At 60.2% G+C, this 15,221-nt stretch carries 18 protein-coding genes and 1 other RNA gene; 12 read left to right on the top strand and 7 right to left on the bottom strand.

Annotated features, from left to right (window positions below; all coding sequences use genetic code 11):
• Window positions 1-27 precede the first annotated feature (27 nt).
• The 3 genes from ubiD to ACA069_RS27450 all read left to right on the top strand — a co-directional run bounded on the left by ubiD (window position 28) and on the right by ACA069_RS27450 (window position 3,340).
• Window positions 28-1,494: a 4-hydroxy-3-polyprenylbenzoate decarboxylase gene (ubiD, locus tag ACA069_RS27460; protein WP_187678215.1), complete on the top strand. Its 1,467-nt coding sequence runs from the start codon at window positions 28-30 to the stop codon at window positions 1,492-1,494.
• A complete protein-coding gene (locus ACA069_RS27455; protein WP_497615573.1) occupies window positions 1,494-2,462 on the top strand; it encodes a CDP-6-deoxy-delta-3,4-glucoseen reductase in 969 nt (322 codons plus the stop codon). Before ubiD ends, ACA069_RS27455 begins: the two co-directional genes overlap by 1 nt.
• 209 nt (window positions 2,463-2,671) lie before the next feature.
• A complete protein-coding gene (locus ACA069_RS27450) occupies window positions 2,672-3,340 on the top strand; it encodes a gamma-glutamylcyclotransferase (protein WP_187678213.1) in 669 nt (222 codons plus the stop codon).
• On the opposite strand, the gene glpT is transcribed toward ACA069_RS27450, so the two are convergent.
• Window positions 3,316-4,665: a glycerol-3-phosphate transporter gene (gene glpT / locus ACA069_RS27445; RefSeq protein WP_187678212.1), complete on the bottom strand. Its 1,350-nt coding sequence runs from the start codon at window positions 4,663-4,665 to the stop codon at window positions 3,316-3,318. The two genes, ACA069_RS27450 and glpT, sit on opposite strands and share 25 nt — an antisense overlap.
• Before the next feature lie 226 nt (window positions 4,666-4,891).
• Here glpT and ACA069_RS27440 point away from each other — a divergent pair, with 226 nt between their 5' ends.
• Window positions 4,892-5,521: a flagellar basal body-associated protein FliL gene (locus ACA069_RS27440; RefSeq protein ID WP_497615572.1), complete on the top strand. Its 630-nt coding sequence runs from the start codon at window positions 4,892-4,894 to the stop codon at window positions 5,519-5,521.
• 179 nt (window positions 5,522-5,700) lie between these two features.
• Window positions 5,701-6,315, top strand: coding sequence for an energy transducer TonB (locus ACA069_RS27435; protein WP_497615571.1), 615 nt, complete (start codon window positions 5,701-5,703; stop codon window positions 6,313-6,315).
• 72 nt (window positions 6,316-6,387) lie between these two features.
• On the opposite strand, the gene ACA069_RS27430 is transcribed toward ACA069_RS27435, so the two are convergent.
• On the bottom strand, window positions 6,388-7,365 hold the full coding sequence (locus ACA069_RS27430) for an NADPH:quinone oxidoreductase family protein (protein WP_162440464.1): 978 nt from the start codon (window positions 7,363-7,365) through the stop codon (window positions 6,388-6,390).
• A gap of 150 nt (window positions 7,366-7,515) precedes the next feature.
• On the opposite strand from ACA069_RS27430, the gene ACA069_RS27425 reads away from it, so the two are divergent.
• On the top strand, window positions 7,516-7,923 hold the full coding sequence (locus tag ACA069_RS27425) for a flagellar basal body-associated protein FliL (protein ID WP_187678208.1): 408 nt from the start codon (window positions 7,516-7,518) through the stop codon (window positions 7,921-7,923).
• Between the two features lie 102 nt (window positions 7,924-8,025).
• On the opposite strand, the gene ACA069_RS27420 is transcribed toward ACA069_RS27425, so the two are convergent.
• Window positions 8,026-8,475, bottom strand: coding sequence for an EVE domain-containing protein (locus ACA069_RS27420; protein WP_187678207.1), 450 nt, complete (start codon window positions 8,473-8,475; stop codon window positions 8,026-8,028).
• 197 nt (window positions 8,476-8,672) lie between these two features.
• Between ACA069_RS27420 and ACA069_RS27415 the strand changes: the two genes are divergently transcribed.
• Complete coding sequence (locus ACA069_RS27415; protein ID WP_095186895.1) at window positions 8,673-8,828, top strand: hypothetical protein; 156 nt, start codon at window positions 8,673-8,675, stop codon at window positions 8,826-8,828.
• Window positions 8,829-8,863: 35 nt separating this feature from the next.
• Here the strand turns inward: ACA069_RS27415 and ACA069_RS27410 are convergent, their stop codons facing one another.
• The 4 genes from ACA069_RS27410 to ACA069_RS27395 all read right to left on the bottom strand — a co-directional run bounded on the left by ACA069_RS27410 (window position 8,864) and on the right by ACA069_RS27395 (window position 10,283).
• Window positions 8,864-9,469 (bottom strand): 5-formyltetrahydrofolate cyclo-ligase, encoded by a 606-nt coding sequence (locus ACA069_RS27410; protein WP_401264492.1) that lies wholly within the window; start codon window positions 9,467-9,469, stop codon window positions 8,864-8,866.
• A gap of 81 nt (window positions 9,470-9,550) precedes the next feature.
• Window positions 9,551-9,729, bottom strand: a non-coding RNA gene (gene ssrS, locus ACA069_RS27405) — 6S RNA.
• 30 nt (window positions 9,730-9,759) lie between these two features.
• Window positions 9,760-10,077, bottom strand: a complete 318-nt coding sequence (locus ACA069_RS27400; RefSeq protein WP_007967943.1) for a cell division protein ZapA — start codon at window positions 10,075-10,077, stop codon at window positions 9,760-9,762.
• A complete protein-coding gene (locus ACA069_RS27395) occupies window positions 10,074-10,283 on the bottom strand; it encodes a TIGR02449 family protein (protein WP_016985919.1) in 210 nt (69 codons plus the stop codon). The genes ACA069_RS27400 and ACA069_RS27395 overlap by 4 nt, the downstream gene beginning before the upstream one ends.
• A 118-nt stretch (window positions 10,284-10,401) precedes the next feature.
• Here ACA069_RS27395 and ACA069_RS27390 point away from each other — a divergent pair, with 118 nt between their 5' ends.
• Genes ACA069_RS27390 through ACA069_RS27370 form a run of 5 tightly spaced genes read left to right on the top strand, consistent with a single transcriptional unit; the run spans window position 10,402 to window position 15,213 of the window.
• Window positions 10,402-10,962, top strand: coding sequence for a YecA/YgfB family protein (locus ACA069_RS27390; RefSeq protein ID WP_187678204.1), 561 nt, complete (start codon window positions 10,402-10,404; stop codon window positions 10,960-10,962).
• Between the two features lie 27 nt (window positions 10,963-10,989).
• Entirely contained in the window at window positions 10,990-12,324 is a 1,335-nt protein-coding gene (pepP, locus tag ACA069_RS27385) for a Xaa-Pro aminopeptidase (protein WP_489880598.1), read from the top strand.
• Window positions 12,321-13,508: a 2-octaprenyl-6-methoxyphenyl hydroxylase gene (gene ubiH / locus ACA069_RS27380; protein ID WP_497615570.1), complete on the top strand. Its 1,188-nt coding sequence runs from the start codon at window positions 12,321-12,323 to the stop codon at window positions 13,506-13,508. Before pepP ends, ubiH begins: the two co-directional genes overlap by 4 nt.
• Entirely contained in the window at window positions 13,501-13,986 is a 486-nt protein-coding gene (locus ACA069_RS27375) for a DUF4442 domain-containing protein (protein ID WP_497615569.1), read from the top strand. The genes ubiH and ACA069_RS27375 overlap by 8 nt, the downstream gene beginning before the upstream one ends.
• A 9-nt stretch (window positions 13,987-13,995) precedes the next feature.
• Window positions 13,996-15,213, top strand: a complete 1,218-nt coding sequence (locus tag ACA069_RS27370) for a 2-octaprenyl-3-methyl-6-methoxy-1,4-benzoquinol hydroxylase (RefSeq protein WP_497618316.1) — start codon at window positions 13,996-13,998, stop codon at window positions 15,211-15,213.
• Window positions 15,214-15,221 lie beyond the last annotated feature (8 nt).

Raw genomic sequence — 15,221 nt, 5'->3', positions numbered from 1 at the left:
ACGCCTATTTTGAGGGTGCCATCGTCAATGAAATTCAAGGATCTTCGGGATTTCGTGCAGCAGCTTGAGCAGCGCGGAGAGTTGAAACGCATCCAGATTCCCGTCTCGCCGGTGCTGGAGATGACTGAGGTGTGCGACCGCACGCTGCGGGCCAAGGGCCCCGCGCTGCTGTTCGAGAAGCCGACGGGCTACGACATTCCGGTGCTCGGCAACCTGTTCGGCACCCCCGAGCGGGTGGCCATGGGCATGGGCGCCGAGTCGGTCAGCGAACTGCGCGAAATTGGCAAGCTGCTGGCCTTCCTCAAGGAGCCGGAGCCGCCGAAGGGCTTGAAAGACGCGTGGTCGAAACTGCCGATCTTCCGCAAGATCATCTCGATGGCGCCGAAAGTCGTCAAAGACGCGGTGTGCCAGGAAGTGGTCATCGAAGGCGACGACGTCGATCTGGCGATGCTGCCGGTGCAGACCTGCTGGCCCGGAGACGTCGGCCCGCTGATCACCTGGGGCCTGACCGTCACCAAAGGTCCGAACAAAGAGCGGCAGAACCTCGGCATTTACCGTCAACAAGTGATCGGCCGCAACAAGGTGATCATGCGCTGGCTCAGCCACCGAGGTGGCGCGCTGGATTACCGCGAGTGGTGCGAGAAGCACCCGGGCCAGCCGTTCCCGGTGTCCGTGGCCCTTGGCGCCGATCCGGCGACCATCCTTGGCGCTGTGACGCCAGTGCCGGACAGCCTTTCTGAATACGCTTTCGCCGGTCTCTTGCGCGGCAACCGCACCGAACTGGTCAAGTGCCGTGGCAATGACCTGCAAGTGCCGGCCACTGCCGAGATCATCCTCGAAGGCGTGATCCACCCGGGCGAAATGGCCGATGAAGGCCCTTACGGCGATCACACCGGTTACTACAACGAAGTTGACAGCTTCCCGGTGTTCACCGTCGAGCGCATTACCCACCGGATCAAGCCGATCTACCACAGCACCTACACCGGCCGTCCGCCGGATGAGCCGGCGATATTGGGCGTGGCGCTGAACGAAGTGTTCGTGCCGATTCTGCAGAAGCAGTTCCCGGAAATCACCGACTTCTACCTGCCGCCGGAAGGCTGCTCGTATCGCATGGCCATCGTGACCATGAAAAAGTCTTATCCGGGGCATGCGAAGCGCGTGATGCTGGGTGTCTGGTCGTTTTTGCGACAGTTCATGTACACCAAGTTCGTTATTGTCTGTGACGACGATATCAACGCTCGGGACTGGAACGATGTGATCTGGGCCATCACCACGCGCATGGACCCCAAGCGCGACACGGTGATGATCGATAACACGCCGATCGACTACCTCGACTTCGCCTCGCCGATTTCCGGCCTGGGTTCGAAAATGGGCCTGGATGCCACCCACAAGTGGCCGGGCGAAACCACTCGCGAGTGGGGCCGCGTGATCGTCAAGGACGACGCCGTCACCCAACGGATCGATGCCATCTGGAATCAGTTAGGAATAGATTGATGCGTGTAACCCTGCAGCCCTCCGGAGCGGTGCTTGAGATACAGCCCGGTGAGCGAATTCTCGATGGTGCACGGCGCCTGGGCTACGACTGCCCGCAAAGCTGTCGCAACGGCAATTGCCACGTGTGTGCGGCGCTGCTGGTGGAAGGCCGGGTCGAACAGGCGGGCAAGGTGCATGACCATGGCGAGTTCTACACTTGCATAGCCGAGCCGCTGGAAGACTGCATCCTGCTGTGGGATGGCGTGCTCGCTTTGGGAGAACTGCCGGTGCACAGCCTGTCGTGTCAGGTCATCGAATGCCGGGACGTGGGTGGCGACACCTGGCGTGTGCGCCTGCGAGCCCCGGCCGGTAAACCGCCGCGCTATCACGCCGGGCAGTATTTGATGATCGAGCGCGAGAGCGGCGAGAAGTCGGCGTTCTCCATGGCCTCGGCCCCGCACGGTGGACGTGACCTGGAAATCCACGTGCTGGCGCGTGAAGCCAGTGCGCTGAGCCTGATCGAGCAACTGCAACGCAACGCGATGGTGCGCGTCGAGCTGCCGTTCGGCGATACCCACCTTGCCGAATTGCCCGACGGGCCACTGGTGCTGATTGCCGCCGGCACCGGCATGGGCCAGATTCACAGCCTGATCGAGCACTGCCGCGCTGCGGGCTTCAAACACCCGGTGCATCTGTATTGGGGTGTGCGCCGTCCGGAAGACTTCTATGACATCGAACATTGGGACGAGTGGCTGAAGCTACCCAATCTGTTCCTGCACAAAGTCGTCAGCGACCAATGCGGCTGGGAAGGGCGTTGCGGGATGCTGCACGAGGCGGTCTGCGAAGACTTCCCGGATCTCAAGCCTCTGAACGTCTACGCCAGCGGCTCGCCGGCCATGGTCTACGGCACGCTGGACGCGCTGGTGGAAGCGGGGATGGATGCTCATCAAATGCGCGCCGACGTGTTCGCCTACGCACCTCGCTCTTGAGCCGCGTGGCTGATTCTTTATAACTCCCTATATAGCCGATCGGTATTTATGCAATGGCGTAAATATCGGTAGGTTATATATCCATCAGGCAATTAATTAAGAACTGTGCCATGGCACTTAAATTGCCTTAAAACATATGTGCCTTATTGTTACAGCGGTGCGTTCTATTAAGTAATTCTTTACCCGCGGGGAGCTGAACGCTATTCGCCATGAGCGCCATTGAAAACGCTTTTCTGAATTTGAATTACCCTCCGCGGCTCGATCTTGGGCCGCAGCTGACGCACGAACAACTTCTCGCCTCGATGCAATCGACAATGGCGCGCCATAAGGGCGGGCCGGTGTGGCTGTTCGCCTACGGTTCGCTGATCTGGCGCCCGGAGTGCTCAGCGGTGGAGCGAGTACGTGGACGCGTGCATGGCTACCATCGCGGTTTGTACCTGTGGTCGCACGAGCACCGGGGTACGCCGGAAATGCCGGGGCTGGTGTTTGGTCTGGATCGTGGCGGCTCGTGCAGCGGCTTCGCCTACCGGTTGCCGGAAGACAATCTCGATAGCGCGCTGTATGCCCTGTGGAAACGCGAGATGCCTGTGCCGTCGTATCGGCCCCACTGGCTCAACTGCCGGCTCGAAGATGGCACTCAGGTGCAGGCGTTGGGATTTGTTTTGGAGCGACACCTGCCCAGCTATGCCGGCAACTTGCCGGATCATGTGCTGAGCCAGGTGTTCGAAAGCGCGAGAGGGCGTTACGGCACCACTCGCGATTATGTCGAGCAGACCGCCCACGCCCTGCGCAGCCACGCCATGCCAGACCGGAATCTGGAGGCGCGGCTCAAGCGCTGTCAGTCACAAGCCGATCAGGCGACGGCTTCGCGGCTCTGACTGGCGACTTGCTTGTGCCATAGCGTCGGGGCAAGGAAGGCCATCGCCAACAGGCAAGCGCCCACCAGCAGGACGAAACCGCCGTCCCAGCCGAAATGGTCGACGGTGTAGCCCATGGCTGCACTGGCCGCCACCGAACCACCCAGATAACCGAACAGTCCGGTGAAGCCCGCAGCGGTGCCGGCGGCTTTTTTCGGTGCCAGTTCCAGCGCTTGCAGGCCGATCAGCATCACCGGGCCATAGATCAGGAAGCCGATCGAGAACAGCGCGATCATGTCGACGGTCGGGTTGCCGGCCGGGTTCAGCCAGTAAACCAGCGTCGCGACAGTCACCAGCGCCATGAACACCATGCCGGTCAGGCCACGGTTGCCACGGAAGATCTTGTCCGACATCCAGCCGCACAGCAGCGTGCCCGGAATACCTGCCCACTCGTAGAAGAAATAGGCCCACGAGGTTTTATCCACGGTGAAACCCTTGGCTTCCTTGAGGTAGGTCGGCGCCCAGTCCAGCACGCCGTAGCGCAGCAGGTAGACGAAGACGTTGGCCATGGCGATGTACCAGAGCATTTTGTTGCGCAGCACGTATTTGACGAAGATTTCCTTGGCGCTGAATTCGTCTTCGTGGCTGGCGTCGTAGCCTTCCGGATAGTCGTTTTTGTACTTCTCGATCGGCGGCAGGCCGACCGATTGCGGGGTGTCGCGCATGGTGATGAAGGCAAACACCGCCACGCCCAGCGCCACCGCTGCCGGTACGTAGAATGCCGCGTGCCAGTCGTTGAACAGGCCCATGCCGAGCAGGAACAGCGGGCCGATCAGGCCGCCGCCGACGTTATGCGCCACGTTCCACACCGAAACCACACCGCCACGTTCCTTCTGCGACCACCAGTGCACCATGGTGCGTCCGCTCGGCGGCCAGCCCATGCCTTGGGCCCAGCCGTTGATGAACAGCAGGATGAACATCATGGTCACGCTGGACGTCGCCCAAGGCGCGAAACCGAAAACGAACATCACCCCGGCCGATACCAACAGGCCGAACGGCAGGAAGTAACGCGGGTTGGAACGGTCGGAGACCAGGCCCATGAGGAATTTCGACAAGCCATACGCGATGGCAATGGCCGACATCGCCAGCCCCAGATCACCGCGGCTGTAGCCTTCGTCGATCAGGTACGGCATGGCCAGGGAGAAGTTTTTGCGCAGCAGGTAATAACCCGCGTAGCCAATGAAAATGCCGGCGAAGATCTGCCAACGCAGGCGTCGGTACGTGCTGTCTATTTTTTCTTCAGGCAATGGAGCCTGATGTGCGGCAGGACGAAAGAAAGCAAACATTCAAGAGCTCCAGATTTCTTGTTTTGACTGCGGATGCGAATGTTACAGTTTCGTTACCGAAAATAGCACCGGTTCGCATCGACCAAACAGCGGAAAATGTTGGAAGTCGCATGTTCCTTTACGAACCTGTCGCTCAGCTGTAAGAACAGGGCGTTTTTGAAGCGGTCGACGATGGCTGTCATAGACTCGTGATCAGTCACTCCGACTGAGTCAACCGAGATAAATAATGGACTTGAAGGTTCGCATGTTGCTGCCGCGATTGTTGGTGGCAGTAGCCCTTACCGTTTCTGTTCTGGCATTGAGTTTCGCGCAAGGTTCTGTTGCACCGGGGCTGCGCAATGTCACGGTGCTGATCGTCCGGCATGCGGAAAAACCCGATGTCGGCAGGGAGCTCAATGCCCGCGGTGAACAGCGCGCCGCCGCCTATACCGACTACTTCAATCCGCTGAAACTGGCTGGCGAGGCACTCACGCCCCAGCGCCTCATTGCTACCGCCGACAGCCCGGAAAGCATCCGCCCTCGTCAGACGCTGATCCCTCTGTCACAACGTCTGCAATTGCCGATCGAACAGCCATTTGCCAATAGCAAGGTCGATAAGCTGGTGAGTCTGTTGCGCGAGAGCAATCAGGCCAAGACAGTGCTGATTGCCTGGCACCATGGGCACATCAACAAACTCATCGCAGCTTTCGGCGGTGATGGCCCGGCACTGATCGGCCAAGCGAAATGGCCAGTGGATACCTATGACTGGCTCATCGTGCTGCGCTTCGATGACAAGGGACAACTGATGCAGTCCCGCAGTCAGAAGATTCAGGAGCACCTGCTGCCGGGGGATGTTGGCTCCACCAGCGGAGGCTAAATGACCGTCAGAAAAATTACCTGCGAACGGCCACACGGCGTTTTTGCCCGTTTTACCGTATGGGTTTAGGAAATGTCCTGCGCATAAAGGCGAAGCAGCGCCATTCAGTTAAAAACCATTGCTCCGTAACCTTTGAGCTGTTGCCTGGAAGGGCATTTCAGTAGTGAAGGGGCGGGATCATGCGATGGTTTTTTGCTTTGTGTTTGTTGGCGGTTGCTGGTTTTGCGCAGGCTTCAGAGGTGTTGTTGATACCCGAAAACAATCCCGTACCGATTTATCCAAAAGCACTGTCTAGGGCGGGTGTTACGGGTGAGGTGAAGGTCCGTTTCAACGTCAGGGCGGATGGCTCGGTCAACGAGATCGCCATTGTGCAAAGTGATCACCCCGATATGGCCGAAGCGGTCAGGGTCGCGGTAGCACAGTGGCGTTTCAAGCCTTGGGCGGTTGATGCGGGCAAGCCCGCTGAAAAGACACTCCTCGCACCGATGGTTTTCCGGCTTGATCTGGACCAGCCGATTCATGTCAACCAGCAGCTGAAGGCGCTGAGATGCCGTGCGATTAACGAAAACCTTGCAAACATTGACGAGTATTCGTGGATCGATTCGCCGGTGTTTGCGCAGACTCGCGCTTATCTTTCGAATGTATTCCACAAGAAACAACTACCGGATGAGCAGCGTCTGGCGATGATCGCCAAGATGAACAAGCGCGTGCCCGCGATTGTGCGGGGCTGTCGGGACAGTCCGACACGTAAATACATGAGCCTGTTGCCGGTGGAAATTCGGGAGTTGCTTTGATCTCGGGTCTGCGCATCTAAAGAGAGGCCAGAACTACCGCGCGGACAGTTCTGGCTTTTTTAAAAAGAAAACTCAGCGCACCTGCACCACGACCTTGCCCACAGCTTTGCGCTGTCCAAGATCATTGATCGCCTGCGCCGCATTACTCAGCGGGTACACCTGCGACACCAGCGGTTTCAGCTTGCCTTCGGCGAACCAGCCGAACAGCTGCTGGAAGTTGGCCGCGTTGTCCTGCGGCTGACGCTGGGCGAACGAGCCCCAGAACACGCCGACCACCGCTGCGCCCTTGAGCAGGGCGAGGTTGACCGGCAGTTCGGGAATGCGCCCGCTGGCGAAACCGACCACCAGCAGTCGGCCGTTCCAGGCGATGGCACGGACGGCCTGGTCAAACAGGTCGCCACCAACCGGGTCATAGATCACATCGGCGCCTTGGCCATCGGTGAGGCGTTTGATTTCGTCCTTGAGGCTGGTTTCGCTGTAGTTGATCAGTTCATCGGCGCCGGCAGCCTTGGCCACGGCGAGTTTTTCCGCGCTGCTGGCGGCGGCGATGACCCGCGCGCCCATGGCTTTGCCGATTTCCACCGCCGCCAGGCCGACGCCGCCGGAAGCACCGAGCACCAGCAGGGTTTCGCCCGGTTGCAGGTTGCCGCGCTGCTTGAGCGCATGCATCGAGGTGCCGTAGGTCATGCTGAAAGCGGCGGCGGTGTTGAAGTCCATCGATGGCGGAATCGGCAGCACGTTGTAGCCGGGCACCGCGACCTGTTCGGCGAAGCTGCCCCAACCGGTCAGGGCCATGACCCGGTCGCCGACTTTCAGATGGCTGACCTTTTCACCCACAGCGCTGACCACACCGGCCGCTTCACCACCCGGAGAAAACGGGAAGGGCGGCTTGAACTGGTATTTGCCCTCGATGATCAGCGTGTCCGGGAAGTTGACCCCGGCGGCGTGCACGTCCAGCAGGATTTCGTTCTTCTTGGCGACAGGACTGGCGACGTCTTCCAGCACCAGCGATTCGGCAGGGCCGAAGGCTTTGCACAGCACGGCTTTCATCAGGGCTATTCCTTTGGGAGTGATGGCCGATAAGTGTAGGTGTGTCAGTCAACGGGTCAACGAGCATGCCCGGCCCTGATAGTCAGCCATAAGCTTGTGCTTGCGCGGCGGGTCGTTATGCTAGGCCGCAAACCGGATAAGGAGCGAATTGTGAAAGCGTGGATCATGTTGTTGCTGGCCCTGTCTCTGCCTGTGGCAGCGCAGGCCGAAGAAGCCAAAGAAGGCGAGGCGCCGAAGGTCAACTACATCACCCTGAGCCCGCCGTTCGTGGGCAATTACGGGTTGGACGGCACGCCAAAACTGAAGGTCTACAAGGCCGACGTGGCGCTGCGCGTGACTGGCGAAGAGGCGACCAAACTGGTCAAGGCAAACGAGCCGCTGATCCGCAATCAACTGGTGGCGCTGTTCACCCAGCAGAGCACCGAGGCGATGGGCAGCATCGAGGGCAAGGAAAAGCTGCGTCAGGAAGCGCTGAAGCAGACTCAGCAAGTGATGAATGACGAGACCGGCAAACCGGTGGTTGAGGATCTGTTGTTCAACAACCTGATCATTCAGTAATACAAATTCTGAAAGTCAAAAGATCGCAGCCTTCGTCAGCGCCTACATTGGAATGCGTTCCCCTGTAGGCGCTGACGAAGGCTGCGATCTTTTTTGTGGCCGTTACCGCAATCCCAGCACCGCCGCCCACTGCTCCGCCGTCACCGGCATCACCGACAGCCGCGAACCCTTCTGCACCAGCGGCATTTGCGCCAACGCCGTCTGCTGCTTCAGGTAATCGAGCTTCAATACCCGCCCAAACGTCTCGACATGGGCGACATCGATCGCACTCCAGGCGTTTTTCTCGGGGGTAGCCTTCGGGTCGAAGTAGTGGCTTTCCGGTTCCAGTGCGGTGGGATCCGGGTACGCCGCTTCGATTATTTTTCCAATTCCGGCAATCCCCGGCTCCGGGCAGCTGGAATGATAGAAAAAGAACTCATCGCCAACTGCCATCGTCCGCAGGAAATTGCGCGCCTGATAGTTGCGAACCCCGTCCCAGCGCGCTTTACCGAGTTTTTCCAAACCTTTGATCGAGAGTTCGTCCGGCTCGGATTTCATCAGCCAATAGGCCATGGTCTTTGCTCCTGAAGCGTTCTTTGGGCAAGTTGTCGGGCAATTTTATGACAAACCGACAGTCGGTTGACGTCAGCGTTTGCGCGCAGGTTCACGTTGTCGCAAAATGCCGGCCTTTAAAGCTTGACGCTGCTGCACGGCCTACGAACGGAAACCGCTGCTGTCATCGTGATGATGTGCCTTGAGGGGGGCAATCGATGAAACGCAAACCGGATTTGCTATGGACTTTGGTTATTTTGTTCGGCTTGGGCGTCGTGACCACCGGTTATGCGCAGAGCCTGTGGTCCAACAAGACCGACGCGCCGATTGAAGTGGCGCAACAGGTTCAACAGTCGACAGCCTTCAAGCGCTGAAACTGCTCTCCCGACGCCGCTGTACCCTGCGGCGTCTATCCCGCGAAATACCACGCCTTGTCAGTGACCGTGCCTTGTAACGGCACATCCCAGCTCGCCTGCGCCAGTCGTTCGACCTTCTGACATTCATGGGCCAGGCCCAATAGCGTCGGCTTGCGCCAGTTCTTGCGCCGCGCCAGATACGCCAGGCTACGATCATAGAAACCGCCGCCCATCCCCAGCCGTCCGCCGACGTCGTCAAATCCCACCAGCGGCAACAACACCAGATCCAGCGTCCAGATCTTGCGCTGGCGAGCCAGATTGGCGCGAGGCTCGAGAATGCGGAAACGGTTGGGTTTGAGTTTTTCGCCTGGATGGATGCGCTGAAAGACCATTTTGGTTCGCGGCCAGGCGCTGAGCACCGGCAGATACGTGGCCTTGCCCCGACGCTGCGCTTCACGCAGCAGCAAGCGCGGATCGATTTCACCGTCGGTAGGCAGGTACAGGGAGATATGTTTGGCCCGACGAAAGTGCGGGTCTTGCGCCAATTGCCGAAACAGCCCTTTGGCGGCCTGACGTTGTTCACCGGGAGTCAGTGAGCGGCGCGCCTTGCGCAGCAGGCGGCGGAGTTGCGGGCGGGGCAGCAGCGAGGGTTCGGTCATGGTTCGGCTTCGGCAGGGTGGGTGCAAAAACGTACGCATAAAAAATCCGATGTCGGCATACACCGACATCGGATTCGAATCAGGCTCCCCGGATGAACCGCTGTCAACTTAGCCCTTGAACCCGAAAGTTCAAGGTGGAAGATGCAGTAGACTTTAAGGCTTTCCGTCTGGCGGACATGCACACCAGCCCAACGTGCAACTTCCAGGGTAGTGCGAATCGGCTCAGGGACATCGTCAACTGGCAAGCACCCCAGGGAGTGCCGCGAGTATACCTCAAGCGGTCTGGCGAATCAGCCCTTGCTGATGTCCGGATCGTCGGCGAGGACCAGATCGACACGATCAAGCAAGTCGCGCACCTGTTCACGGGTCGAGCCGCTGGCCTGGATGTCCGGACGCTCTTCTTTGTGCAAGAGGTCATGGGTAATGTTCAGTGCGGCCATCACGGCGATGCGGTCGGCACCGATGACTTTGCCGCTGCTGCGGATCTCGCGCATCTTGCCGTCCAGGTAGCGCGCGGCACTGACCAGGTTGCTGCGCTCTTCCTGCGGGCAGATGATCGAATATTCTTTGTCGAGGATCTGCACGGTAACGCTATTGCTTGAACTCATGAGTCTTGCTCCAGGGCCTTGAGGCGCGAAATCATCGATTCGACCTTACGCCGGGCGATTTCGTTTTTTTCAATGAGGTGAGCGCGTTCCTCGCGCCAGGTCTTTTCCTGAGCTAGTAAGAGTGCGTTTTGACTCTTTAGTTGCTCGACTCGGCCAATCAGCAGCTCGAGTCTGGCCATCAGCGCTTGCAGGTCGTTGTCTTCCATTGGGTTCACTGTCTGATGGGTTAGCTGGCGGACAGCCTTTAATAGTCTTGGCGAGTCTGTCGATGTAGGATACAAGGCCTTCATTCTAGACATAGCGCCGTCTGGCGCCTAGCTGCCCATGACCATTGCGAATTCCCCGTACCAAGCCTTTGCCACCCTGCTGACCTCCAGCGGCCACAACGTCTCGCCTGCCGAACTGCATGGCCAGTTGCTCGGACGCAGTTGCGCCGGTGCCGGCTTCGATAACGAAGGCTGGCTGATCGACGCCGCCGAACTGCTCGAAGGCGACATTCAGGACAACGTCCGCAACGCCCTGATCGGCCTGCAAGAGATGGTCAAAGGCGAGCTGACCGGCGACGACGTCACTGTCGTCCTGCTGCTGCCAACCGATGACGCGCCTCTTGCTGACCGCGCCGCTGCACTGGGCGAATGGTGCCAGGGCTTCCTCAGCGGGTTCGGCCTGAACTGCCGCGACAGCAGCATGCTCAGCACCGAAGCCACCGAAGTGCTGCAGGATCTGGCAGCAATTTCCCAAGTGCAAGACGCCCTGGAAGAATCCGAAGACGGCGAAACCGACTACATGGAAGTCATGGAGTACCTGCGCGTTGCGCCGTTGCTGCTGTTTTCGGAAACCAAAAAAGCCGACGTGCCGCCAGCCGCCAAGCCGTCGCTGCATTAATCGCGAGCCAGGGAAAGCCATCTGCCCATGACCCATATCCCGAAAGCGGAATACAGCCGTCGCCGCAAGGCCCTGATGGCGCAGATGGAACCCAACAGCATCGCGATCCTGCCTGCCGCCGCAGTTGCTATCCGTAACCGCGACGTCGAGCACGTCTACCGTCAGGACAGCGATTTTCAGTACCTCAGCGGGTTCCCCGAGCCGCAAGCCGTCATCGTTTTGATGCCCGGCCGCGAGCATGGGGAATACGTGCTGTTCTGCCGTGAACGCAATGCCGAACGCGAATTGTGGGACGGCCTGCGCGCAGGGCAGGAAGGTGCAATCCGCGACTTCGGTGCCGACGATGCTTTCCCGATCACCGACATCGACGACATCCTGCCGGGCCTCATCGAAGGGCGCGACCGGGTGTATTCGGCAATGGGCAGCAACCCTGAATTTGATCGACACCTGATGGACTGGATCAACGTGATCCGCTCCAAAGCGCACCTCGGCGCCCAGCCGCCGAATGAATTCGTTGCCCTGGATCATCTGCTCCACGACATGCGCCTGTATAAGTCGGCGGCAGAAGTGAAGGTGATGCGCGAGGCTGCGCGAATCTCGGCCCAGGCCCACATCCGCGCGATGCAGGCCAGTCGTCCCGGGCTCTACGAGTACAGCCTGGAGGCCGAACTCGATTACGAATTCCGCAAGGGCGGGGCGAAAATGCCGGCTTACGGCTCGATCGTCGCCGCCGGGCGCAATAGCTGCATCCTGCATTACCAGCAGAATGACGCGTTGCTCAAGGACGGTGATCTGGTGCTGATCGACGCCGGTTGCGAGATCGACTGCTACGCCAGCGACATCACTCGCACCTGGCCGGTAAACGGCAAGTTTTCGCCCGAGCAGAAAGCGATCTATGAATTGGTATTGGCTTCGCAGGAAGCCGCATTCGCCGAAATCGCCCCGAACAAACACTGGAACCAAGCGCACGAAGCCACGGTGCGAGTGATCACCACCGGGCTGGTGAAACTGGGGCTGTTGCAAGGCGACGTCGACGAGTTGATCGCGACGGAAGCCTATAAAGCCTTTTACATGCACCGCGCCGGCCACTGGCTGGGCATGGATGTACACGACGTCGGCGAGTACAAGGTTGGCGGCGAATGGCGCGTGCTCGAGGTCGGCATGGCGCTGACCGTGGAGCCGGGCATCTACATCGCCCCGGACAATCAGAACGTAGCGAAGAAATGGCGCGGCATTGGCGTGCGCATCGAGGACGACGTGGTAGTGACCAAGACTGGCTGTGAAATCCTGACCAACGGCGTACCGAAAACCGTCGCCGACATCGAAGCACTGATGGCGCAAGCGCGGACACACGCGGCATGAGTCGAGTCAATCTGGCAATCATCGGTGGTGGTCTGGTCGGCGCCAGTCTGGCGTTGGCCTTGCAGGCCGGGGCCAAGGCCCGTGGCTGGAAAATCGTCTTGATCGAACCGTTCGCCCCCGGCAACAGTTGGCAGCCGAGCTACGATGCGCGCTCTTCGGCGCTGTCCTTTGGTTCGCGGCAAATCTATCAGCGGTTGGGCGTGTGGCAGGAAATCTCCCGCCGCGCCGAGCCGATCAAACAGATTCATGTCTCCGACCGTGGCCGCTTCTCCACCGCGCGTTTGTCGGCGATGGAAGAGGGTGTGCCGGCGCTTGGCTATGTGGTGGAGAACGCCTGGCTCGGCCAGTGCCTGTGGCAACACATTGATAAAGATGTGATCACTTGGCGCTGTCCGGCAGAAGTCACGCGCATGGAGCCGCTGCCTGACGGTTATCGCCTGACCCTCAACGATGAAACCACCATTGAGTGCGACCTCGCGGTGCTCGCTGATGGCGGCCGTTCGGGGCTGCGCGAGCAGTTAGGCATCAATGTGCGCAAACGTCCGTACAACCAGAGTGCGCTGATCGCCAACATCACCCCGAGCGAAGCGCACAACGGCATGGCCTTCGAGCGCTTCACCGACGACGGGCCGATGGCACTGCTGCCGCTGCCGGAAAACCGCTGCGCATTGGTCTGGACCCGTTTGGGTATGGACGCGCAACGTCTGGCCGACTTGAGTGAGCGCGATTTTCTCAGTGAATTGCAGGGCGTGTTCGGTTACCGCCTCGGCACCCTGAAACAAGTCGGCGCGCGGCATTTGTATCCGCTGTCGCTGGTGGAAGCTGAAGAGCAAGTGCGTTCGCATCTGGCCGTGCTCGGCAACGCTGCGCACAGCCTGCATCCGATTGCCGGGCAGGGTTTCAACCTGTCCCTGCGCGATGCCGATGCTCTGGCCGCCGCGTTGCTGGCCAGCGACAAACCGCCCGGCGACTTCGCCACGTTGCAGGCGTATCGCGAGCGTCAGCGTCTGGATCAAGACCTCACCGTGGGCTTCTCCGATCAGGTCACGCGCCTGTTCGGCAGCACCCAGCCGCTGGTCTCGCTGGGTCGCAACATCGGCCTGCTCGGTCTCGATCTGCTGCCGCCGGCCAAGCGCTGGTTCGCCCGTCAGGCCATGGGCCTGGGAACACGCCCGGATGCGTAACTGGCTGATCCGTACGTTCGGCAAGGCGCGGTTGATGCGTTGGATCATGACGTTCTATCCGCCCTACCTCGGCGCCGGCGTGCGTGTGCGACACATCAGTGATGACTTTCGCGATGTACAGGTGTCGATGGGCCTGGGCTTGTACAACCGCAACTACGTTGGCACCCAGTTTGGCGGCAGCCTGTATTCGATGGTCGATCCGTTTTTCATGCTGATGCTGATGGAAAACCTCGGGTCGCGTTACATCGTCTGGGACAAGGCCGCCGACATCGATTTCATCGCGCCGGGCAAAGGCCCGGTGTTCGCCCGGTTCAACATCGACGAGACCTTGCTCGACGAGGTCCGCCGGCAGACCGCCAATGGCGAGAAATACCTGCCGCAGTTGCAGGTCGATATTCATGACGGCGCCGGCAACCTTGTCGCGCGGGTCGGTAAAACCCTTTACGTGCGGCTCAAGCCGCAAGCGAGACAGGCTTAAAGCATGGAAATGCGCGCAGATCTGCTGATTGTCGGAGCCGGAATGGTCGGCAGCGCCCTGGCGCTGGCGTTGCAGGACAGCGGGCTGGAAGTCCTGCTGCTCGACGGCAGCCCTTTGAGCGTCAAACCGTTCGATGCTCAAGCGCCATTTGAGCCGCGTGTCAGTGCGCTGTCGGCGGCCAGCCAACGCATTCTCGAACGCCTCGGCGTGTGGGACGGCATCGCCCAGCGACGCAGCAGTCCGTACACCGACATGCACGTCTGGGACGGCAGCGGCACCGGGCAGATTCACTTTTCGGCGAGCAGTGTGCATGCCGAGGTACTCGGCCATATCGTCGAAAACCGCGTGGTGCAGGATGCCTTACTCGATCGTTTGCACGATTGCGATCTCGGCATGCTGGCCAACGCGCGGCTGGAGCAGATGCGCCGCTCCGGTGACGACTGGCTGCTGACCCTGGCCGATGGTCGCAAATTGCGCGCGCCGCTGGTAATCGCGGCGGATGGCGCCAACTCGGCAGTGCGCCGCCTGACCGGCGTCGCCACCCGCGAGTGGGATTACCTGCATCACGCCATCGTCACCAGCGTGCGCAGCAGTAAACCGCATGAGATGACTGCGTGGCAGCGCTTTACCGATCACGGGCCGCTGGCATTCCTGCCGCTGGAACGCGACGGGCAGCAGGATTGGTGCTCGATCGTCTGGTCGACCACGCCGAGCGAAGCCGAGCGTTTGATGGCGCTGGGTGAGGCGGACTTCTGCCGTGAGCTGGAGCGTGCCTTTGAGGGTCGCCTCGGCGAAGTCGTCAGTGCTGATCCGCGACTGTGCGTGCCGCTGCGTCAGCGTCACGCCAAGCGTTATGTGGCCGAAGGGCTGGCGCTGATCGGCGATGCGGCGCACACCATTCACCCGTTGGCGGGGCAGGGGGTGAACCTTGGATTCCTCGATGCGGCGGTGCTGGCGGAAGTGCTGCTGCAAGCGGCCGAGCGTGGCGAGCGACTGGCGGATGTGAAGGTGCTGAGCCGTTACGAGCGTCGGCGCATGCCGCACAATTTGGCGCTGATGGCGGCGATGGAAGGCTTCGAGCGCTTGTTCCAGGCTGATCCGCTGCCGGTGCGCTGGTTGCGTAATGCCGGGTTGAAGCTGGTGGAGCAAATGCCTGAGGCCAAGGCGTTGTTTGTGCGCGAAGCCCTCGGGTTGACCGGCGACCTTCCGGCGCTCGCTAAACCCTGAGGTCTGCA

The organism is Pseudomonas sp. LBUM1652 (genome assembly GCF_059716105.1).
The sequence above is the reverse complement of the archived record's forward strand: the minus strand, read 5'-3'. Positions and strand labels throughout refer to the sequence as shown.